The organism is Paenibacillus sp. FSL K6-2862 (assembly GCF_038005125.1).
Lineage (GTDB): Bacteria > Bacillota > Bacilli > Paenibacillales > Paenibacillaceae > Paenibacillus > Paenibacillus illinoisensis_A.
In genome coordinates, this window is record NZ_JBBOSN010000001.1 from 2,743,811 (window position 1) to 2,765,026 (window position 21,216).

Genomic DNA, 21,216 nt, shown 5'->3' on the forward strand with positions numbered 1-21,216 from the left:
ATATGCCTTATACTGCTAATGAACAGCGTTACGATGAGATGAAGTATGCACGTTCCGGCAAATCCGGAATCAGACTGCCGCAAATTGCACTTGGCCTGTGGCAGAACTTTGGCGGAAACCGCACGCTGGATATTCAGGAAGAGATGATTCTGCGTTCATTTGATCTCGGAATTAACCATTTTGATCTGGCGAACAACTACGGACCACCCCCAGGATCTGCCGAGGAGAACTTTGGTGTCTTGTTCAAAAAACATCTGCGCCCATACCGGGATGAACTGCTTATCTCGACGAAAGCCGGATATTATATGTGGAAAGGTCCCTATGGCGAGTGGGGTTCCCGCAAAAACCTGATTGCCAGCCTGGATCAGAGCCTTGGACGGATGGGGCTTGAGTATGTGGATATTTTCTATCATCACCGTCCGGATCCGAATACACCGCTGGAGGAAACGATGGCTGCGCTGGATCATATCGTAAGACAGGGCAAAGCGCTGTATGTCGGATTATCCAACTATGATGCGGAGCAGACAAAAGAGGCGGTCGCCATTTTGCGTAATCTGGGAACGCCTTGCCTCGTCCACCAACCGAACTATTCCATGCTTAACCGCTGGATCGAAGACGGATTACAGGATGTACTGGATGAGCAGGGCGTAGGCTCCATTGCATTTTGTCCTCTGGGGCGAGGTCAACTGACGAACAAATACGTGGACAAGATCAAGGAAGAACGTGCGAACCCGACAGGCAATATGAGAACAGAAGCCTATACAGACGAACGAATTGCCAAGTTTGAAGCTCTTCAGGCCGTTGCTGAGCGCAGGGAGCAAACCATTTCCCAACTGGCGCTGAATTGGATTCTCCGTGACAACCGCGTAACCTCTGCATTGATTGGCGCAAGCCGTGTTTCACAGATCGAAGAGAATGTTGCCGCATTGAAAGCACCTAGCCTGACAACCGAAGAATTGAATGAAATTGAAGGCATTCTGAACGGGATTGGAAATTACGCCTGGTAAAATAAATGGAACGAAAAACGTTCAGAAATCACGAATAAAATCGTGAGAATAACACAAGTCAGTTGTAATGAGAGTTCATTATAATTGACCTGTGTTTATTTTTTTTCAAAAAGGTGTTCATATCATAGCACCTGGTCCTAGGATTTAGGGTATAATATATAGATGCTATACATTTGAAATATGAAGGAGAGGCTCCATTTGAATTTTGAACAGTGGATTTCGCCTGAAACCTATAACCTGACATCCGAGATGGAGAACCACCCGTCAGATCGGATTGCACTTAGATGGCTCAGCGATCAAAAAGAATTAGAAGAGATTACGTACGGAGAGTTGTTTAAGCAGGCTAACCGTCTTGCCGGAGGCTTGCGTGATTTGGGCTTGGAAAAGGGTGATCGGGTGCTGGTCATGGTACCACGCCGCATCATTGCCTATGTCATTTATATCGCTTGTCTGAAACTAGGGATTGCCGTGATTCCTTCGTCCGAAATGCTGCGTGCCAAGGACTTGGAGTACCGCCTGCGGCATTCAGAGGCGCGTGCGGTCATTGTATGGTCCGAGACAACGGCTGAAGTGGAGAAAATGGATGCAGACCTGCCTGCACTGGCTCACCGCATAGTGGCATCACCATCTGGCGACAGCAGCGTTCCCGCTGAGGGCTGGGTTAACGTACATCAGCTGATGGAAGGTCAGTCGGATGAGATGAATGCCGTAGAGACACACCGTGATGATATCGCCATTCTGGCCTACACTTCCGGCACAACCGGAAATCCAAAAGGAGTTGTACATAGCCACGGCTGGGGATATGCCCACCTGCGTATCGCTTCCACGTTATGGCTGGATATTCAGCCATCAGATATCGTATGGGCCACAGCCGCGCCGGGATGGCAAAAATGGATCTGGAGCCCGTTCCTTTCCGTACTCGGAAGAGGAGCAACAGGTCTGGTTTATAACGGATCATTCCAGCCAAAGCGCTATTTGGAGCTAATGCAGGAGCATGGCATTAACGTACTATGCTGCACACCAACGGAATATCGTCTGATGGCAAAAGCCGATGACCTCGGTCACTATGATCTGTCCAAACTCCGCAGTGCAGTATCAGCTGGTGAACCCTTGAATCAGGAAGTGATTGAGATCTTCCAGCGTCACTTCGACCTGACCATTCGTGATGGATACGGCCAGACCGAAAGTACATTGCTGATCGGCAGTCTGAAAGATGCGCCAGTACGGATCGGGTCCATGGGACAATCGATTACGCCGGGCCTCATTGAGATTGTTAACGAGGACGGGCAACCTCAACCTGCAGGGGTAGTGGGTGATATCGCCGTTCATCAGGATATGCCTGCCTTGTTCCGTACGTATTATAAGGATGCAGGGCGGAAAGAAGCAAATCAGCGCGGGGAATATTTCGTAACAGGTGACCGCGCACGCAGGGACGAAGAAGGATACTTCTGGTTCGAAGGCCGCAGCGACGATATTATCATCAGCTCCGGATATACGATAGGACCGTTTGAAGTGGAAGAGGCGCTGATGAAACACGCCAGTGTGAAGGAGTGTGCCGTCGTTGCCAGTCCGGATGAAATTCGGGGCAATGTGGTCAAAGCCTTTGTTGTGCTCAGAGACGAGTCCCTTGCTTCACCAGAACTGGTGCGTGAGCTGCAGCATCACGTCAAGGAATGGACCGCACCATACAAGTATCCGCGCAAAATTGAATTTGTGACGGATCTGCCGAAGACGAATTCTGGCAAGATCCGCCGGATTGAACTGCGCGAGCAGGAAAAGAAAAATGCGTAAAACATGAATTAATTCTATATGAATCAGGAGTGAATGAACCTATGAGTAATTTCGAGCAAACGTTTGAGCAATCGTTGGAACAATATGCAGAACTGGTGGTCAAAGTAGGCGTGAACATTCAAAAAGGACAGGATCTGCTTGTTACAGCTCCTATCGAAACGCTTGAGTTTACTCGCCTGATCGTTGCAAAGGCATATGCTGCCGGGGCCAAGTATGTACAGGTGGATTTTGAAGACGATCAAATTACACGCAGTCGTTTCCAGCAAGGTTCTGACGACAGCTTCGATTACTATCCGGCATGGAAAGGCGACATGATGGAGAGATTTGCAGAGGCTGGCGGCGCTACCTTAACGATCAAAGTACCGGACCCGGAACTGTATAACGGAATTGATTCCGACAAGGTTTCTCGTGCTACCAAGGCGGCTGCCCAGGCACGCCGCGGTTATTCGAAATATACGCGCAACCATGAAATCAGCTGGTGCCTGATCAAGGCGCCGACCAAGGCATGGGCGAATAAGGTGTTTGCCGACATACCTGAGGAAGACCGCATCAATGTGATGTGGGACACCATCTTCAAAATGAATCGTGTGGATGGCGGTGATGCCATCCAGAACTGGAGACAGCATCTGGACACACTTAACACGAAGAGTGATCAGCTGAATCAGAAAAATTATAAGAGCCTGCACTACCGCGCACCAGGAACGGACTTGAAAATTGAGTTGGTAGACAATCACATCTGGGGTGGCGGCGGAAGTGAGAATAAAGCAGGTGTGTATACAGTTGCGAACATGCCAACCGAAGAAGTATTTACTATGCCGAAACGCAGCGGTGTTAATGGATATGTCAGCAGTACGATGCCTCTGAACTTGAACGGACAGCTGGTAGATCAGATGAGAATAACGTTTAAGGACGGCCAGGTTGTAGCTTTCACAGCGGCTTCCGGTGAAGAGCATCTGAAGAACCTGTTCGCTACGGATGAAGGAGCGCGTTATCTGGGTGAGGTGGCACTTGTACCGCATGATTCACCTATCTCGAACCTGAATCGTATTTTCTATAATACCGGTATTGATGAGAATGCATCCTGCCATCTGGCTGTAGGCAGCGCATATCCGTTTAATATGAAGGATGGCACAACGATGTCCAACGAGGAATTGCTTAAACATGAGTGTAATGTGAGTTTGACTCACGTCGACTTCATGATTGGATCGGCTGAACTGGACATTGACGGCGAGCTGCAGGATGGCACAATTGAACCAGTATTCCGCAAAGGCAACTGGGCATTTTAATATTTTTACAGAGTAGACTAGTGAAAAAGTGACTTCAATGATGAAGTCACTTTTTTTGTGCTGTCCAACGGATTAGTTTAGACCTGTTTCACAGGCACACATATTTCGCACTCATGCTGTTCGAGGAGATCCCAACGATATCGCTCCAGAACCGGTTGGTGATCCATGATATAACGGTTGTTTTGCAGATAAGGGATTATTTCATTCCATGCTTGCTGAATACCTTCTGGCGTGTGTCTAACCTTGCAGATGAGATAGTTCCCGCCCTGGAGCTCTCCAATCTCTATCGAGTCATCTTCAGGGAGTTCAAGTTCATGGAGCACGATTGCGGCATCGTATCTGCAGTGGTGCGGTGGTGTCGTTGATGGGTTATCCTGTGGTATGCCATATAATACGGCAGCTTCTGTGAGTAATCGTTTCTCGTTTGCCCACTGTTTTAACTGGTTCATAGCTTGGACGTTTGCAGAACCATAAGGACCAACCTGCCTTACATAAGCGATTCGACATGCCGCCAGATGTTCCATAGACATTTCCATTTTCTATCTTCCCTTCCCAAAGGAATTCTCTTACTTGATGGATGTTAACATGGTATAAAAAAATTTGCATAACTCTTTTCGTATAAGGAGAGACGCAGGAGGGGACTTCGTTTAACGGTGGGTTCTAGGTCTTGTATGTAAGCTTCCTGATTGATTCCTGAACCGGTTCACCATAGAATAGGGATGATATGCATGGTGGACGTTTCGATATGAAATGAGGAAGGGAGATTCCGGAAATGGATATTACACATGCCTTTACGGATGAACGTTTCAGACAGTATGTATTGGACCAATTTTGTAATCAACGGGATTCTATTCAGGAGAGTGACATCCAAGAGGTAACTTCATTGCAACTCACAAGTCAAGATGTGAGAAGTCTGAGCGGGATTGAACATTTCAGAGACCTCGAAGAACTGGACTGTAGCTATAATCAAATAACGTATGTGGATCTTGGGCGCATTAATAAGCTCAGAATTTTACACTGCAAGGAAAATCAAATTCTCTCGCTTGACCTTAGCTCGAATACCGAATTGGAACGATTGGATTGCAGCTTCAATCGACTGCGGCAATTGGATGTAAGTCATAATCCCAAACTTATTCATCTGGAATGCCATTGGAACATGCTGTCCCAATTGGATCTGGACAAGCAGGTAGAGCTTGAAGAACTGGGTTGCAGCTATAATGCTCTTTTTTCACTTGAGCTTCATCATAATACATTGCTTAAGCAGCTTAACTGCGCCAGTAATTACCTTACGAGTGTGGATCTAACGAATGGCTCATTCTCCAACTATCAACTGAATTTGCCGATCCAAGGGGGAGGTGAGCTCGTCGTTACCGCACAGGTTTCGACTAAGGCAGAGATGGAAGAACTGACTCCGTATATGGAAGAAGCGTGGAGGCGATGGCAGTCGCTTGCTGAACAAGCACTGGTGTTCATCGCCGAAGCGCATCCGGATGAGGATATATCAGAATTGGTTTTGGCAGATGTGGAATTTCAGGACTGTGAGGTTTTCAGGCTCGGGTATGACGCGGGTGATACACCAGCAGGCCGAATGTACATCTATGCGGAGTTCGATGAGAACCTACAATTGTCGGAGCAGCTGATCTATGAAATGTATTAAAGCCACGGAACCGTGGCTTTTTTTGGTATATCTATTTGAATGGATTTACTCTGCATGCATTTTATTAAAGCTGACGTACTCGTTGATGGGTTTACGATAGCCGCGTGGGCGTTGTTTGGCTTCTGACTTTTTACCAATCGTAATCATCATGACAGGAACGTAATGTTCGGGAACATTCAGACTGCTCTGCAGTTCATCGGCGTCAAAACCAATCATGGGACACGTATCCCATCCCATATCCTGTGCAATCAGCATCAGCTGCATCGCCGACAGGCTGGCATTACGGATCGCGTCTTCACGCTGAAACACACTGCCACGGGCTTCGTAGAAATCAAAAACACTTTGGGACTCCTGTTCATATTCAAACGGATTGAGCACACCCAAATGCAGTAAACCTTCGTTAATCGTGCGGATGTGGTGGTGAGCCTTGATATCACCCAGAACAACGATGACAGCCGAGGCTGTTTTTACTTTGTATTGCTGTGAGGCTTCGTATGCTTTTTCTTTTTGGGCCGGGTCGGTCAAGACCAGGTAGTGGGTATGCTGAAGGTTAAAGGCTGATGGGGCAAATTTGTTTAATGCAAACATCTGCTGCAAATCGGCTTCCGGGATTTCGATACCTTCTTCAAAAATAACGGCAGATCTACGGTTTTTGACCAAGTTTTCCAGTGCACTCATGGTGGTTTACCTCGCTTATGTATAAAGTATAAATTGACTATAACACGCTTGGTTACTTTTGGTAAGTATTATTTTCGAATAAGACAAGACCAAAGGGCCATAACCTTTAATAAAAACAGTAGAGGTGAAACATGAGGACGTTCATCACCAGATTCAGGAGGGAGAGCTCCTATCACGAATTCAAGGTATATGTCATTCAATCCTCCACATTGAAGCGATTTTTCGTCATGGAAATCATCGTTGGCACGCTTGCCTACCATGCTGCATTTTATTTGTGTCACAATGCACTCCTGGCAGGAGCAGGTTCCTGGGCGGGAACCGAAGGTTTGAAACGACTGCCTCTAGCGGTCAAAAGAATGGTCAGTTTTTAATCATAAAAATGTTGCTGCAGAAACCTATGATGTCTTAACCAAAAGCATCATGTAGTTATCGTGTAGTATGCAGGAGCAGAATGCCCCCTTCCGGGCTCCGGCTCCTGGTTCAATTTTTTTCCTTAGTGTACAGCAACCTCTTCGTTATTTGGCGCGCTCCAGATATTGTTCCAGAGTAAGTTTCTGACTTGTAATTTCCCCAGCGATATAGACCCCAACGTAACGCACATGCCAGGGTTCATAAGAGTAACCGGTCAACTTCTCCTGATCCTTGCCATATCGAATGATAAATCCATACTTGTGGGCATTGGCCTTCAGCCATTTGCCCTCTTTGGTGTTGCCGAAGCTCTGCTGCAGATCGTAGCCTACGGATGCACTGGAAATATCCATGGCAAGTCCGGTTTGATGTTCACTTTGACCTGGGCGAGCACTTGTCTTGTTGGCTACAGCTTCACCTTTGATACTTGCATTTCGTTCGAAGATGGATTTCTGTGTCGAATAGGAACGGTAACCAGATACGGCTTTGATGTCAATGCCGTCTTTTTTGGCTGCTGCAAACAGCTTTTCGATCGCGGTAGCAGCGACCTTACGCATTTGTTTCTTCGGACTGGAGCCGGAGAAGCTGAATGGAATATTCGGTACAACCAAATCTTTGGGTGCATAGGTTGAAGGCAGATTTCTTTTTTTGTTCACGAGTACCACGGTGCTGGCTAGATTCGTTACCGTTGCGAGACCGCTGCTGCTTGTTTTAATGGTGCGGCTTGGCGCGTTATCATGCAAAAATTGAGTGAAACTAGAGCTAGCAGCCGATGCGACTGGCGTCATGGATGGTACAAAGGGAAAGGCAGTGAAGGCAGCTCCTGCTACGACAGAGCCTATGAGTAGAGTGGATATGATAGATTTGCGTGTGAATGATTTCATGATGTTCCTCCTCGGGTTAATGAATCTCTGGCATGCTGCATCTGATCGATACCAGGCATGCGTTTCTATATACCGAGTATACTAGAGGATTATATCCATAGGTTCTCCAATTGTTTCCGAGTTGTAAACAAATCATGCGAGATTCATAGTTTCGGTCATTTGGCCAAAAGGAACACCAAAAAAGACTCTGCATTCAGTGCAGAGTCTTTGCTTATCGGATAAATAACGTTCTACGATTGTTTGAGATCATGAAGGTTATTGTTTACAGCATGCATGCATCAGGTGCACTGGATTTTCCCGCACTTACAGCTCGCGTATCCCTAACCCGAACGTTGCTGCTAAGTACACCGGAATCACTGCTCAACGTGAAGGAAGGATAGTTTTCCTCCGTATCCAGCTTCATATGCTGTTCGAGATTTAATTGTTGCTTCGGATCAACATAGAATGGAACCAGGTTGGTCTCGATCTGCTCATCCAGTGCAGCAGGTTCATCTACAATCAAGAGGACCAGAATTCCGTTGCAGCCACAGCCTTCAGTGTCATAAAACACTTTGAAGTAGCCAGGTTGGTCATTCAAGCTCTCGGTTAATCTCGCTGCAGCCAGATCTGTAATTTGAATATGCATCGCGCTCACTCCTTATATGTTGAAAATAATCCTGAAATGTAAATGAAGTAGTTGACTCTCCTTTCATTATACCACCTTGCTTCCAAATCAACGCAAATAATTTATACATGTCTGGTCGGATCGGAAGAAGATCTCCGTGCATGTGATGATTATTGGGGTGTTCTTTTGGGGAAATAGATGAGATATGAAAGGTTAATTAAAGGAGAGACATGTACGGATGATTGAATTCAAAAATGTATCCAAGCAATACCCTGATGGGACACAGGCTCTTCATCAGGTTAACCTCAAAATCAATAAAGGCGAACTAATGGTCATGATTGGGCCTAGCGGCTGCGGCAAAACGACGATGCTCAAAATGATAAATCGCCTGATTGAACGAACGGATGGAACGATTCGTATCCAGGAGCGGCCAATCGATGAATTTAACATTCACGAATTACGCTGGAATATCGGATATGTACTGCAGCAGATCGCCTTGTTTCCACACATGACAATTGCCGAAAATATCGCTGTTGTTCCTGAATTGAAAAAATGGAAGCCTGCCCAGATTCATGAACGGGTACATAACTTGCTAGATATGGTGGGATTAAACGGAGAGACCTACAGTGATCGCAAACCAGCAGAACTGTCGGGTGGACAGCAGCAAAGAATCGGCGTACTGCGGGCACTGGCGGCAGATCCCAAGATTGTGCTTATGGATGAACCGTTCAGTGCACTCGACCCAATGAGCAGGGAGAAATTGCAGGACGATATTCTGGAGATTCAGCGTCAGATGAAGAAAACGATTGTGTTTGTTACGCATGACATACAAGAAGCCATGAAGCTGGGTGATCGCATATGTATTTTGAAGGATGGACAAGTACTGCAGGTGGGAAAACCTGAAGAGCTGTTACAGAACCCCGCGGATGAATTTGTGCGTCATTTTGTCGGAAGTCCTGGCACAGACGTGAATCAAGATCATAGCGTGAACTTGTCTTCTCATACTCAGACAAATTTCAATCTTGAATCGATTATGACACCTATTGCACCAGGCCATGTTCCGAAGTCTGCCAAGACAGCAGTCCCGATTTCTATGACATTGACGGAGTTATTGGATGTCTTGGATGCATACGATACCTTGCTGGTCGAGAAGAATCATCAGATTGTAGGACAAGTGAGCAGGGCGGATGTGCTGAGGTACTGGTCTGGTCAGCTGCAAGAGCGGGGTGAGACCCATGAGTAAATTCTCAGAGGTATTTAATGAGCGCAAAGGGCAGCTGTTAACAGCTCTTCTGGAGCATGTACAGATTTCATTTATCGCCCTGTTTCTCGCTGTTCTCATTGCAATTCCACTCGGCATTTACTTAACCCGAAAACCCAAAGTTGCTGAACCGATCATCGGTGTTACGGCTATCTTGCAGACCATTCCATCACTTGCTCTTCTTGGGTTGCTCATTCCGCTGTTCGGTATCGGTACAGTACCAGCGATTATTGCACTAGTGGTATATGCCCTGCTTCCGATACTCCGCAATACTTATACAGGGATAACCGAAGTGGACCCTTCCATGATTGAAGCCGCCAATGCGATGGGCATGAATAGTCGACAGCGTTTGAGCAAAGTGGAGCTGCCGCTTGCAATGCCTGTCATTATGGCAGGGATTCGTACGGCAATGGTTCTTATCGTGGGTACCGCAACTCTAGCAGCATTAATAGGCGCAGGTGGCCTCGGTGATCTGATTCTGCTTGGGATCGATCGTAATGATACAGCACTTATTATTTTAGGGGCGATACCGGCAGCATTATTGGCGATTTTGTTCGATGTCCTGCTTCGGCAGTTCCAACGGCTGTCTTTTCGAAAAACGGTTGGTACACTTGGTACACTGGCCTTGATCGCTGTACTTGTGATTGCCATTCCATTACTATTCCGCAGTGAACAGAAGGATCTGGTCATTGCGGGGAAGCTGGGTGCAGAGCCTGAGATTCTCATTAACATGTACAAGCTGCTGATTGAGGAGCACACAGATCTTTCGGTTGAATTGAAACCTGGTTTGGGGAAGACTCCCTTTTTGTTCAATGCTCTACGATCCGGCGACATTGATATCTACCCCGAATTTACTGGAACAACAATATCTGAATTCTTGAAGGAAACGGCTGTTAATACGGATCGCACACAAGTTTATGAACAGGCAAGAGACGGAATGCTTAGCCGTTTTGGTATGGTGCTATTGAACCCGATGGTTTACAACAACACGTACACGTTGGCAGTCCCGGAGAAGGTTGCCGACCAATATGACCTAAAAACCATATCAGACCTTAAGTCTGCTCAGCAGCAGATTAAGGCTGGGTTCACACTTGAATTCTCGGACCGTGAAGACGGTTATCTGGGGATACAGAAGAAATATGGCATTCAGTTTCCTGACGTCGCCACAATGGAACCCAAACTTCGATATGCAGCTCTTCAGCGAGGTGATATTAATCTGGTTGATGCCTATTCCACGGATAGTGAGCTCAGGCAGTATAATCTCGTGGTGCTTGAAGATGATCAGGAGCTATTCCCGCCATATCAGGGAGCTCCGCTGCTGCGCAAGGAGACGGCAGATGCCTATCCGCAGCTGATCGAGATACTGAATCAGCTGGCGGGACGCATTACAGATGATGAGATGCGTCAGATGAATTATGAGGTGAATGTGAATGGAGCCCGTCCGGAGCAGGTTGCGTCCGACTATTTACAGAAGGCGGGTTTACTATAAATTTCAATGGGGAAAAGGGAAGAGGAGGAACAATTCATGACACAAGTATACGATCTAATTGCAATAGGAACTGGTAGTGCAGCGAATTCAGTTGTATCTCGCTGTGCTGAAGCCGGGTGGAAAATAGCCGTGATTGATGAGCGTGAATTTGGCGGAACTTGCGCCCTACGAGGCTGCGATCCGAAGAAAGTACTAGCAGGAGCTGCTGAACTGATCGACTGGAATGAACGGATGCTGGGGAAGGGTGCTCAAGGAAGGACGACCATAAACTGGCCGGAACTTATGGCCTTCAAACGAACATTTACGGCGAGCATTCCGAGAGCCAGCGAGGATAAATTCAAACAGGCCGGTATGGATACATTCCATGGCAAGGCTTCTTTTGTAGATGAGAATCACATTCGTGTGGGAGATGAAGTGCTGCATGGAAAACATATTCTGATTGCAACTGGCGCGCAGCCTGCACCGCTCCCAATAGATGGCTCAGAACATCTTCTTTACAGCGATGATTTTCTGGAACTGGATCAGCTTCCGGATCAACTGATTTTGGTGGGCGGAGGTTACATTGCGTTTGAATTTGCCCACATCGCTGCAAGAGCAGGAAGCGATGTGCACATTATCCACCGGGGAGAGCGGCCGCTGGAGCAGTTTGATCCGGAGCTTGTTGACTTGCTGGTTCAAAAATCGGAAGAGATCGGCATTCACGTTCATCTGAACGCGGAAGTGAAGTCTATTCGGAAACAGGGGGAGACCTTCGTGGTCAGTGGTACCCGGAACGGAGCCGATCATCAGTGGCATGGTGGACGGGTGGTGCATGGAGCGGGACGTATCCCTAATATGGATAGTTTGGAACTGGAAAAGGGAAAGGTCAGCTATAGTGAGAATGGCATCACCGTGAATGAGTATTTACAAAGCACCAGCAATCCCCAAGTATACGCAGCCGGTGACGTTGCTGCAACGAAGGGGCTTCCCCTAACGCCTCTGGCAGGCCAAGAGTCACGGGCTGTAGCCTTCAATTTGCTGAAGGGCAACCATACGGTGCCGAACTACAACGTTATGCCGTCCATCGTGTTTACCGTACCATCGCTGGGCTCTGTTGGTCTTAGTGTGGATCAAGCGCAGGAGGAAGGCTACGAGGTGAAGGTAAATGACATGTCGCAATGGTATACTTATAAACGGACAAATGAGAAGTATGCCATGGCCAAAGTCGTGATCGACAACGACTCAGGACGTATCCTGGGAGCCCATGTACTGGGCAGCGAGACCGAAGAGCTGATTAACCTGTTTGCCATGGCCATTCAGTTCGAACTGACAGCCGATCAATTAAGCACCATGAATTTTGCATATCCTACCGCCGCATCGGATTTGGGCTCTTTGATTTGACGTTTTGATTAGGGGAGGGTGTTGAAAACATGTCTGCAGCACAATTTCTGGGCACATCAGATGCCAAATGGACCACTGAACCGGTTGCAACCCGTACAGAGGGAGAGCGTTTCATCGTGGAGGCACAGGAAGGCAGTGATTTTTGGGAGAACACGTTCTATGGATTCAGTCACCAAAATGGACATGCCCTTCTGACGCCTTGGGACGGTTATGAAGCCGTCGAAATTACGTTTGATCTAAGTTCTTTTACTGAACTTTATGATCAGGCAGGTTTAATGCTCTGGCACAGCCGTGAACAATGGATCAAGGCTGGCGTGGAAGTAAACGATGGGATCGTTCATATCGGCGCTGTGGTAACGGATCACTTCTCGGACTGGTCGCTATCGCCTGTTCCGGAATGGGGAGGACGTAAGGTTACCATTCGAGCTTCCTACCACAACGAAGCGGTAGTCATTCGGGCGCGTACGGACGAACATCCTTGGCGAACCATTCGGGTTGCGCGGTTTGCCTATCCGGCGAACAAGCAGGCAGGTCCATTCCTGTGTTCACCCAAGCGAGCGGGATTTGAAGTTGCCTTCACGAAGTGGAGAACAACGGCACCTGATAAGGATTTGCACACCGATCCGCCCATACTGGATTGAGAACGGAAGCAACCGTTGAACGGTTCTTTCCATGCCAAACAAGCAAGTCCTTCCTGTATGGAAGGCTTGCTTGTTTACGTTTTGGGGAGGGGAGTAGACAGAATCCTCAGCAGGAATTCCGCGAGATGTGACGCTGCGATTATTCTGTCTAGTCTCTGGATTACTCATTTTTACATCAAATTACTTCGTTTCGTTGTTCTCACCATTATCATTCTCTTCGTTACGTTCCTCAGCTTCGTTCAGCTCACGCATCCGTTCTTCATAATCGTCCAGGAACCATAACGGGTCCATGTTGTCTTCTTCGCCATTGTAATTGATCAGGATCTCTTCGCCCGCTTTGATATCTGTATAAGCATAGAAGTCAAATGTATGGTTTTCAAAGTTGATATCATAGGTTGCGTTGGGCTCGTACGAATGATTGATCAAGCTGCCGTATCCCAGCAAAATGGCGGTGTGGTTGGCACCGTACTCAAATACATAATCCTCCAGGATCGTTTTTTCGACATGTTCGTGGTCTTCGTTGGGATAAGGGACAACCGGGGCCTGATGAATCAATTGACCTTTGGGAATATCCACTGTGGCAAAAACCCCTCGATTAAATTCGCCATCACCCAATTTGGATTGTTTTACTTCAATCATAATGTTCACCTGATGCTCGCCTGAGAGAGCTCCGTTCTATAGTAGTTTAAGGCCAAATTTTAACCGATTCATGCATATAAGGCAAATATGGCGTTGAGTTGTGCAGGTTATAACGATTATAATATACAGGAATGAAGTCTATATAGAAAAGGTGTCATGAATGAGCATATTAAATGTGGAAAAATTAAGTCACGGTTTTGGTGACCGTGCTATCTTTAACGACGTATCTTTCCGCCTGTTGAAAGGCGAGCACATTGGACTGATCGGGGCCAATGGTGAAGGTAAATCCACCTTCATGAACATTATTACTGGCAAGCTCCAGCCCGATGAGGGCAAAGTCGAGTGGTCCAAGCGCATGCGCGTGGGATATCTCGATCAGCATGCCGTGCTGAACAAGGGACAATCCATTCGTGATATCCTGCGCAGTGCGTTCCAATACCTGTTCGACATGGAGCAGGAAATGAACGAGATGTATGGCAAGATGGGAGACGTTACTCCCGAGGAACTCGAACAGCTGCTTGAGGATGTTGGAACCATCCAGGATACCCTGACCAACCAGGACTTTTATATGATTGATGCAAAAGTGGACGAGACTGCACGCGGTCTGGGTCTGACGGATATCGGTCTTGATAAGGACGTTAATGATCTGAGCGGTGGTCAACGGACCAAAGTGCTGCTTGCCAAGCTGTTGCTAGAAAAGCCGGATATTCTGCTCCTCGACGAGCCGACGAACTATCTGGATGAACAGCATATCGAATGGCTGAAGCGTTATTTGCAAGAGTATGAGAATGCATTTATTCTGATCTCGCATGATATTCCGTTCCTGAACAGTGTCATTAACTTGATCTACCACATGGAAAATCAGGACCTGACCCGTTACGTGGGTGATTATGATCACTTCCAGGAAGTTTATGAAATGAAAAAGCAGCAGCTCGAATCGGCCTACAAGCGTCAGCAGCAGGAAATTGCCGATCTGAAGGACTTTGTTGCACGTAATAAGGCCAGTGTGGCGACACGCAACATGGCGATGTCCAGACAGAAGAAGCTCGACAAAATGGATGTGATTGAACTCGCCAAGGAGAAGCCGAAGCCACAGTTCAACTTCCGTGATGCCAGAACATCCGGCAAGCTTATTTTTGAAACCAAAGGACTGGTGATCGGGTACAACGAGCCATTGTCCAGACCGCTGGATCTGCGTATGGAGCGTGGTCAGAAGATTGCACTCGTGGGTGCAAACGGAATCGGTAAAACGACCCTGATGCGCAGCATTTTGGGTGAAATTCCGGCCCTGGAAGGAACAGTTCAGCGCGGGGAGCATCTGGAGATCGGGTACTTCCAGCAGGAAATGAAGGATGCGAACTACAATACCTGTATCGAAGAGATCTGGCAGGAGTTCCCGTCTTATACACAATTCGAGGTTCGTGCTGCCCTTGCGAAATGTGGACTGACCACGAAACACATTGAGAGTAAGGTTGCTGTGCTGAGTGGTGGAGAAAAGGCTAAAGTGCGTCTCTGCAAACTGATCAACAACGAAACCAATCTGCTTGTACTCGACGAGCCTACGAACCATCTGGACGTGGATGCCAAGGATGAGCTGAAACGCGCGCTCAAAGCCTACAAAGGCAGCATTCTGTTGATTTCGCACGAACCGGAATTCTATCGTGATGTTGTGACGGAAACATGGAACTGCGAATCGTGGACAACGAAAGTATTCTAAATTGATGTCGAAAAGAAAAGGTGAGACTTTTCGCAATCTGAAAATACATCCGTTTTGGCCCCGATTGAATGGTGCCAAATGAGCACAAATGCGAATAAACTCGAACCAAAAAAAGAACACGTATTTTGCTTGCGGAAGTAGGCAGGATACGTGTTTTTTTGCGTGATTCTGCGAAAAATGTTCGAGCTGTGATGCGGTTGACAGCGTCAATAAGGCGATAATATAATGCGAGAAAGCACTTACATTCATGTGACATAAGCAACCTGTTTCACTACTTAGGGCAAAGAAGACACGGTAATCCGTATTGGGATCATTGCACTTAGCAGGGGAGATAGGTCTTTTTTTGCCCTCTAATGAAACCGATTTCATTAGCCGAAGGAGGTGAAACGCCTTACCGCGCGCTGGATACACAGGTAACGCCGAATAACAGCACCGTGTTATCAGGACCATGCTTTCATTTTCCAAGGCAAAGGAGAGAATGGATATTGGATAAACTCAGAAAGCCGCTCATATTCATGTTGTCTGCTACGCTCGTGTTATCTTCCGGACCTTTGATGCTGCCAGGCAAGACATATGCTGATGCTTACAGCATGGCTGGTACGCTGCTGCAGGACGATTTTTCTGATGGGGATTACTCGGCATCACCCGCATGGAACGTAAGTTCAGGTCTATGGGAGGTAAGCTCAGATCCTACAGACGCATCGAACCAGACGCTTTTTCAGAGCGATACCGGGGAAGGCATCATCTCCACCGGTGACATCATGTCCGATATGACGGTGTCCATGCGCTTTTACACGGGAGATGGTCAGGGATATCCGGGAATGCTGCCGCGGTTTCAGGATAAGAGCAATTTTTATTATTTTCAAATGCAGGTTCCAGCCAATAAACTCGTCTTCTCCAAGCGGGTGAATGGAGCGGATACCACCTTAAAGTCAGTGGATTATTCTTTTGCCAAACATACATGGTATACCCTGAAAATAGTGCTGTCAGGACCTTCCATTCGCGGGTACATCGTCGAAAACGGAGCAAATCGGTTGGTGTTCGATCTGATCGATACTACATACGGTGCGGGCAGCCTCGGCATACGAAATCGCTGGCAGTCGGTTCATGCAGATGACGTGATCATCACCGAGCCGCCGCCAGGAAACGATGCTGTGCTCTCAGTCGATGGGCAGACGTCATCCTCGGTCTCGCTGCAGTGGACCGAGACAGCAGGTGCGACCAGCTATCGCGTGTATCGTTCCACCTCGCCTGAAGCGGGATATTCCCTGGTGGCGGATACCGAATCACTTGGTTATGTAGACGATGGTTTAATCACCGATACGGTCTATTATTACAAGCTCGCCTATGAATACGGGGGAATGACGGAATCGTTATGGTCGGCACCACTTGAGGTTCGGACAGCAGCAACCGCACCGCAGGCTCCAGGAGAATTGAAGGCTCTGGCCCTGGATACATCCAGTGTGAAATTGTCTTGGCCAGCTGTGGATAAGGCAACCGGATACCGTATCGTCCGTTCTGAGGCGGGCAGTGAGCAATATGAGCAGGTGTACGAAGGCCAGGCACTCACTTACACGGATCAAGGTCTTGCATCCGGCCAAGGCTACGGCTATCGTGTAACGGCGTATAATGCCGCCGGAGAGTCCGAATATGCAGCTGCAGAGGTGACAACGTACCTGACGGACTCCCCCGCCGAATTTACCGTTTCGGACGTAACCGATACGTCGATTAGCCTCGGATGGAAAGCGCTGCCGGGTTCCGAAGTGACGTATTCCGTATCCAGGGCCACCAGTGCAGGCGGTACGTATCAGGAGGTCTATAGCGGTGACGGTAACACATTTAACGATGGCAGCCTGACGATGGGCACAGGATATTATTATATTCTTCAGGCAACTGTGGATGGGGTTCCTTCTCCTGCATCTGCACCACTGAGTGCTGCCACAATTCGCACGAGCTTTACACCGGGCCAGTTATGGCCGGATCTGAATGGCAAGCCCATCGATGCACATGGGGCTGGCTTTTTCTACGATGAGCAGACAGAAAAGTACTACTGGTATGGGGAATATCATACGGGAGGATGGCCTGCCGTTGGTATTCGCGTGTATTCATCGACGGATCTGCTGAACTGGACGGATGAAGGCATGGCACTCACCATGATTCAATCCATGGATGATTTCGAGAAGGATCCGCTGATTTCCAAATTGTATGCTGGACGTGATGATAAGGTGGACATTTGGGCCGATATCCGTAGAGGGCGAATTATTGAACGTCCGAAGGTGATTTATAACGACAAAACGAAAAAGTACGTCATGTGGGCTCACATGGATGGAGACAAGGATCCCTACAACGATAGTGCCAATTACGGAAAAGCACAGGCTGGTTATGCCATTAGCGATTCGCCAACGGGGCCGTTCGTTTACCAGAAGAGCTACCGGATGGACAGAGCTCCGGAAGGGGAAAAAGATTACTTCCCAAGCGATCGGGGCATGGCACGTGACATGACTTTATTCAAGGACGATGACGGTACGGCATACCTGATCTATTCCAGTGAGGAAAATCTGACCCTGTATATTTCCAAACTGAACGAAGATTACAGCGATGTGACAGGTTGGCATAAGCAAGGTCTCACGGATGAGAAAGGCAATCCGGTGCGAGATGCTGCGTATCAGGCGGAATACGGCGTTGATTACGTCAGAGTATTCCCGGGTGGACAACGCGAGGCACCCGCCATGTTTAAATATCAGGGCAAATATTACATTTTGACCTCCGGTGCATCTGGGTGGTCTCCAAACGAAAATAAGGTAACTGTGGCGGATAACATTTTTGGCCCATGGACCACAATGACGAATCCATTCATTCGTACCCTGCCGAGCGATCCTGATCCAGGCAAGGCATTCGGCACGCAGACTACATCGGTCATTCCTGTTGACCCTGAAAAAGGAAAATTCATATACGTGGGAGATACGTGGAACGGCGGGAATTTCTCCAATGATGGGGCTAAATACGTATTCTTGCCGATTGAGTTTGGCATGGGCTCCGACATTGCAATTCGATGGTACGACAGCTGGACACCTGATTTGCTGAATTCAATGGGCAAGGTGGACATCGCCGATCCGCTGCCTGAGGCCGTGCCTCTGGGGAAAGCACCCTCTCTACCAACAACGGTTAACGTGCGGGATGGAGGGTCGCTTGTGCCAACACCAGCAGTATGGACGGTGGATAACCGGGCGATGACTGCAGGTGATTTTGCCAAACCGGGACCAGTTACGCTGCAGGTCACGACACCGGAGTACGGCAATAAGAAACAGGCAGTCCGTGTATATGTCGTACCGGAGAACGCACTTTATTTCGTGAACAGCGGAGGCTATGAAACGGCTGATTACAAACTAATGGGTGAATATATGAAAGGTTCGCTAGTCAATCCGGGAACGGCTGACCAGCAGTATGCCCCGGCAGAAGGACGGAATTGGGGCTATGTTAGTGCTGATGCATTGCCATCCGGTTCAGATGGCGGGGATATCTACTCCACCGTGCGCTATTTGAACGGTGGCAATGTGAGCAATTCACCTAAGGGCAGTGATCTCACCTATACCTTTGAAGTTCCGAATGGAACTTATGATGTATACGCGGGTTTCAACGATCCGTGGACCAATACGTCCCGCAGAGCAAACTTCCTGATCAACGGCAATAACACGGGTCCGGTGACGTATACGCCTGCTAATGTCAGAGCTCATACAGGGATTGCCGTTACAGAGAATAAGCTTGAACTGACGGTGCGCAATACGGCTTCACAGGACCCGCTGATTAGCTGGATCGTGATCGCCAAGCCGGGTGCAGTTCCACCGATGGACAACACGGCCGGGCTGAATGCTGAAATAGCGGATGCAGCGAGTGCTACGCTTCGCTGGGATGCTCAGCTAGGTGCAGCAAGCTACAAGCTCTACCGTTCGAATAAGGAGCAGGGGGAGTATAATGTCGTTTACAGCGGTAGTCTTCGGGAATACACCGACGGTGGGCTGCGTCTTGGCACCGATTACTATTATAAAGTGGAGGCCTTTGATGCCTCAGGGCGTACCATTCGTGGTTTATCTTCTGCTTATCTAGTGCGTACCGCTGAAGAGGCCGCTGCTGATGTGGCTGCACGCATTACAACCTTGGAGCAGCCTTCTACAGGTGTCAAGCAGTTAAAACTGCCGGTCGTACCGCAAGGTTTTACAGTAAAGATCGCTGCAAGCTCGTTACCATCCGTCATTCAAACCGATGGAACAATCGTGCCTCCATCCAAGGAAACTGCGGTGACATTGGAACTGGAGGTTACTCGAACCTCGGATGACAGCAAAGCCATGACCCAGCCGTTAACGGTGTACGTACCTGCGTATACGCCTTCCCCGGGCGGATCCGGCCCCGATGGTTCGGGTGGTAGTTCAGGTGGGAATTCAAACGGAGGCTCGAGCAATTCCGGAGGCCAACCGGGGTCTGGTACTCCGTCACCAGGGAATGCTTCGCCAAAACCTGAACTACAAAAGGATCGTTCCATTCTTGAGTTAGAAGGGGTGGTCGATAAGAATGGGGTTGTGCAGACGAGTGTGGATGCTTCTGTAATCAAAGAAGCCCTCCAAGTTGCACCTCCTACAGGTAAGGGTATTCGTCAGGTTGAACTTCGGCAGAAACCAGTCTCAGGGGCGAGCACGTATGAAGTGTCCCTGCCAGCCTCCGTGTTGAAGGATCAAGGCGAATCGCATGTGTTCCAGCTCGTTACGGAACTGGGAACACTAGAACTTCCTGCAAAGCTGTCAACAGAAGACTTGGCAGGCAACGAACTGGCTAAGGTTCGATTCATCCGCACGGACCTGCCAAAAACAGTCGCCGATCAACTCGGAATACAGCATGGAGTACGCCTTGAACTCGTTTTGGATGGCGATGCTTGGCCAGAAACACATGAGCTGAAGCTTCACCTGCCTTACCGATCGTTGCAAGGTGCAGAGCGAGATAGAATCGTAGCGTTCGCGTTGAATGCGAACCATGTGGCAACCCCGCTGCCGCAAAGCCGTTACGATCAAGAAAAGAGGGAAGTAGCATTCTCCGTGGTGTCGGCAGCAGGAAATTATGCAGCCATATCTGTGCAGCAGGAATTCACAGATATCACCGATGTGCCATGGGCCAAGAATGCATTGGAGGCACTGGCTGTCCGCGGCGTCTTGGATGCAGCTGAAAACGGCAGCGAACGTCAATTACATCCGAAACAAGAGATGACGCGTGGTCAATACGTTCAGTGGCTGATTACGGCACTCGGCTTGAATGGTGCGCCTGGTATTCCGTTCTCGGATGTAAGTACTGACGCTTCGTACTACGAAGCTGTTAATGCCGCTCGCTCGCTTGGCATTACTAGCGGCACGGGAGATGGGCGCTTCAAGCCTGAAGCCACCATCACCCGTCAGGAATTGATGACGCTGACGGTAAGAGCGCTCGAGGTGGCAGGGCTGGTCGAACCCGAATCGGCTTCCACAGATAGCCTTACTCGTTTCCGCGACGCTTCTGCAATCCGTCCATATGCCCGGGACAGTGTGGCCACTCTAGTGGATCTTGGTATCGTTAGCGGGTACAACGGCGAGGTCAAGCCGCTTGCCGAGGCGACCCGTGCTGAATCGGCTGCACTTGTGTACGCAATGATGGACAAATTGGTGTGGCCTAACTAACGAAAACAATATAATGAAGTAGAAGAAGAAAAGGCTTACTGAGGCCTGGATTGAAGGTCTCAGTAAGCCTTTTTTGCA

16 protein-coding genes are annotated in these 21,216 nt (G+C 48.4%); 11 read left to right on the forward strand and 5 right to left on the reverse strand.

The genetic code is table 11. The features are described from left to right. The first annotated feature begins 2 nt into the window (after positions 1-2). The 3 genes from MHB82_RS12705 to MHB82_RS12715 all read left to right on the forward strand — a co-directional run bounded on the left by MHB82_RS12705 (position 3) and on the right by MHB82_RS12715 (position 4,084). Positions 3-1,007 (forward strand): aldo/keto reductase, encoded by a 1,005-nt coding sequence (locus MHB82_RS12705; RefSeq protein ID WP_095358390.1) that lies wholly within the window; start codon positions 3-5, stop codon positions 1,005-1,007. A gap of 249 nt (positions 1,008-1,256) precedes the next feature. Next, complete coding sequence (locus MHB82_RS12710) at positions 1,257-2,798, forward strand: acyl-CoA synthetase (protein WP_341176631.1); 1,542 nt, start codon at positions 1,257-1,259, stop codon at positions 2,796-2,798. A 41-nt stretch (positions 2,799-2,839) separates the two neighbouring features. Then, positions 2,840-4,084: an aminopeptidase gene (locus tag MHB82_RS12715; protein ID WP_095287487.1), complete on the forward strand. Its 1,245-nt coding sequence runs from the start codon at positions 2,840-2,842 to the stop codon at positions 4,082-4,084. A 77-nt stretch (positions 4,085-4,161) separates the two neighbouring features. On the opposite strand, the gene MHB82_RS12720 is transcribed toward MHB82_RS12715, so the two are convergent. Then, on the reverse strand, positions 4,162-4,620 hold the full coding sequence (locus MHB82_RS12720) for an AraC family transcriptional regulator (protein ID WP_095358674.1): 459 nt from the start codon (positions 4,618-4,620) through the stop codon (positions 4,162-4,164). 236 nt (positions 4,621-4,856) lie between these two features. Between MHB82_RS12720 and MHB82_RS12725 the strand changes: the two genes are divergently transcribed. Further along, complete coding sequence (locus MHB82_RS12725) at positions 4,857-5,741, forward strand: leucine-rich repeat domain-containing protein (protein ID WP_341174826.1); 885 nt, start codon at positions 4,857-4,859, stop codon at positions 5,739-5,741. Between the two features lie 45 nt (positions 5,742-5,786). Here MHB82_RS12725 and MHB82_RS12730 read toward each other — a convergent pair whose 3' ends face one another. Further along, the gene (locus tag MHB82_RS12730) at positions 5,787-6,419 is read right to left on the reverse strand and encodes a nitroreductase family protein (protein WP_110822426.1); all 633 of its coding nucleotides are present in this window, start codon (positions 6,417-6,419) and stop codon (positions 5,787-5,789) included. Between the two features lie 131 nt (positions 6,420-6,550). On the opposite strand from MHB82_RS12730, the gene MHB82_RS12735 reads away from it, so the two are divergent. Then, positions 6,551-6,790 (forward strand): hypothetical protein, encoded by a 240-nt coding sequence (locus MHB82_RS12735; RefSeq protein ID WP_095358385.1) that lies wholly within the window; start codon positions 6,551-6,553, stop codon positions 6,788-6,790. 144 nt (positions 6,791-6,934) lie between these two features. On the opposite strand, the gene MHB82_RS12740 is transcribed toward MHB82_RS12735, so the two are convergent. Continuing rightward, positions 6,935-7,711: a M15 family metallopeptidase gene (locus MHB82_RS12740; protein WP_095358384.1), complete on the reverse strand. Its 777-nt coding sequence runs from the start codon at positions 7,709-7,711 to the stop codon at positions 6,935-6,937. A gap of 262 nt (positions 7,712-7,973) precedes the next feature. Continuing rightward, entirely contained in the window at positions 7,974-8,336 is a 363-nt protein-coding gene (locus MHB82_RS12745; protein WP_110822424.1) for an iron-sulfur cluster biosynthesis family protein, read from the reverse strand. A gap of 217 nt (positions 8,337-8,553) precedes the next feature. Between MHB82_RS12745 and MHB82_RS12750 the strand changes: the two genes are divergently transcribed. From MHB82_RS12750 to MHB82_RS12765, 4 genes are read left to right on the forward strand one after another with little or no spacing between them, the layout of a single operon-like run. Then, the gene (locus MHB82_RS12750) at positions 8,554-9,558 is read left to right on the forward strand and encodes an ABC transporter ATP-binding protein (RefSeq protein WP_341174827.1); all 1,005 of its coding nucleotides are present in this window, start codon (positions 8,554-8,556) and stop codon (positions 9,556-9,558) included. Then, the gene (opuFB, locus tag MHB82_RS12755; RefSeq protein ID WP_341174828.1) at positions 9,551-11,065 is read left to right on the forward strand and encodes an osmoprotectant update ABC transporter permease/substrate-binding subunit OpuFB; all 1,515 of its coding nucleotides are present in this window, start codon (positions 9,551-9,553) and stop codon (positions 11,063-11,065) included. Before MHB82_RS12750 ends, opuFB begins: the two co-directional genes overlap by 8 nt. Positions 11,066-11,101: 36 nt before the next feature. Next, a complete protein-coding gene (locus MHB82_RS12760) occupies positions 11,102-12,445 on the forward strand; it encodes a dihydrolipoyl dehydrogenase family protein (RefSeq protein WP_341174829.1) in 1,344 nt (447 codons plus the stop codon). Between the two features lie 29 nt (positions 12,446-12,474). After that, positions 12,475-13,086, forward strand: a complete 612-nt coding sequence (locus tag MHB82_RS12765; RefSeq protein WP_341174830.1) for a DUF1349 domain-containing protein — start codon at positions 12,475-12,477, stop codon at positions 13,084-13,086. Between the two features lie 180 nt (positions 13,087-13,266). Here the strand turns inward: MHB82_RS12765 and MHB82_RS12770 are convergent, their stop codons facing one another. Then, positions 13,267-13,725: an SET domain-containing protein gene (locus MHB82_RS12770; RefSeq protein WP_095358378.1), complete on the reverse strand. Its 459-nt coding sequence runs from the start codon at positions 13,723-13,725 to the stop codon at positions 13,267-13,269. A gap of 160 nt (positions 13,726-13,885) precedes the next feature. Here MHB82_RS12770 and MHB82_RS12775 point away from each other — a divergent pair, with 160 nt between their 5' ends. Together MHB82_RS12775 and MHB82_RS12780 are read left to right on the forward strand one after the other, a co-directional pair. Then, entirely contained in the window at positions 13,886-15,442 is a 1,557-nt protein-coding gene (locus MHB82_RS12775) for an ABC-F family ATP-binding cassette domain-containing protein (protein ID WP_095287476.1), read from the forward strand. Between the two features lie 485 nt (positions 15,443-15,927). Next, complete coding sequence (locus MHB82_RS12780) at positions 15,928-21,138, forward strand: S-layer homology domain-containing protein (RefSeq protein ID WP_341174831.1); 5,211 nt, start codon at positions 15,928-15,930, stop codon at positions 21,136-21,138. The last annotated feature ends 78 nt before the right edge of the window (positions 21,139-21,216 follow it).

Bases quoted from the DNA above. Each gene is read 5' to 3' on its own strand.
- MHB82_RS12705 (WP_095358390.1), top strand. From the start codon at position 3: ATGCCTTATACTGCTAATGAACAGCGTTACGATGAGATGAAGTATGCA.
- MHB82_RS12710 (WP_341176631.1), top strand. From the start codon at position 1,257: ATGGAGAACCACCCGTCAGATCGGATTGCACTTAGATGGCTCAGCGAT.
- MHB82_RS12715 (WP_095287487.1), top strand. From the start codon at position 2,840: ATGAGTAATTTCGAGCAAACGTTTGAGCAATCGTTGGAACAATATGCA.
- MHB82_RS12720 (WP_095358674.1), bottom strand. From the start codon at position 4,620: ATGGAAATGTCTATGGAACATCTGGCGGCATGTCGAATCGCTTATGTA.
- MHB82_RS12725 (WP_341174826.1), top strand. From the start codon at position 4,857: ATGGATATTACACATGCCTTTACGGATGAACGTTTCAGACAGTATGTA.
- MHB82_RS12730 (WP_110822426.1), bottom strand. From the start codon at position 6,419: ATGAGTGCACTGGAAAACTTGGTCAAAAACCGTAGATCTGCCGTTATT.
- MHB82_RS12735 (WP_095358385.1), top strand. From the start codon at position 6,551: ATGAGGACGTTCATCACCAGATTCAGGAGGGAGAGCTCCTATCACGAA.
- MHB82_RS12740 (WP_095358384.1), bottom strand. From the start codon at position 7,711: ATGAAATCATTCACACGCAAATCTATCATATCCACTCTACTCATAGGC.
- MHB82_RS12745 (WP_110822424.1), bottom strand. From the start codon at position 8,336: ATGCATATTCAAATTACAGATCTGGCTGCAGCGAGATTAACCGAGAGC.
- MHB82_RS12750 (WP_341174827.1), top strand. From the start codon at position 8,554: ATGATTGAATTCAAAAATGTATCCAAGCAATACCCTGATGGGACACAG.
- opuFB (WP_341174828.1), top strand. From the start codon at position 9,551: ATGAGTAAATTCTCAGAGGTATTTAATGAGCGCAAAGGGCAGCTGTTA.
- MHB82_RS12760 (WP_341174829.1), top strand. From the start codon at position 11,102: ATGACACAAGTATACGATCTAATTGCAATAGGAACTGGTAGTGCAGCG.
- MHB82_RS12765 (WP_341174830.1), top strand. From the start codon at position 12,475: ATGTCTGCAGCACAATTTCTGGGCACATCAGATGCCAAATGGACCACT.
- MHB82_RS12770 (WP_095358378.1), bottom strand. From the start codon at position 13,725: ATGATTGAAGTAAAACAATCCAAATTGGGTGATGGCGAATTTAATCGA.
- MHB82_RS12775 (WP_095287476.1), top strand. From the start codon at position 13,886: ATGAGCATATTAAATGTGGAAAAATTAAGTCACGGTTTTGGTGACCGT.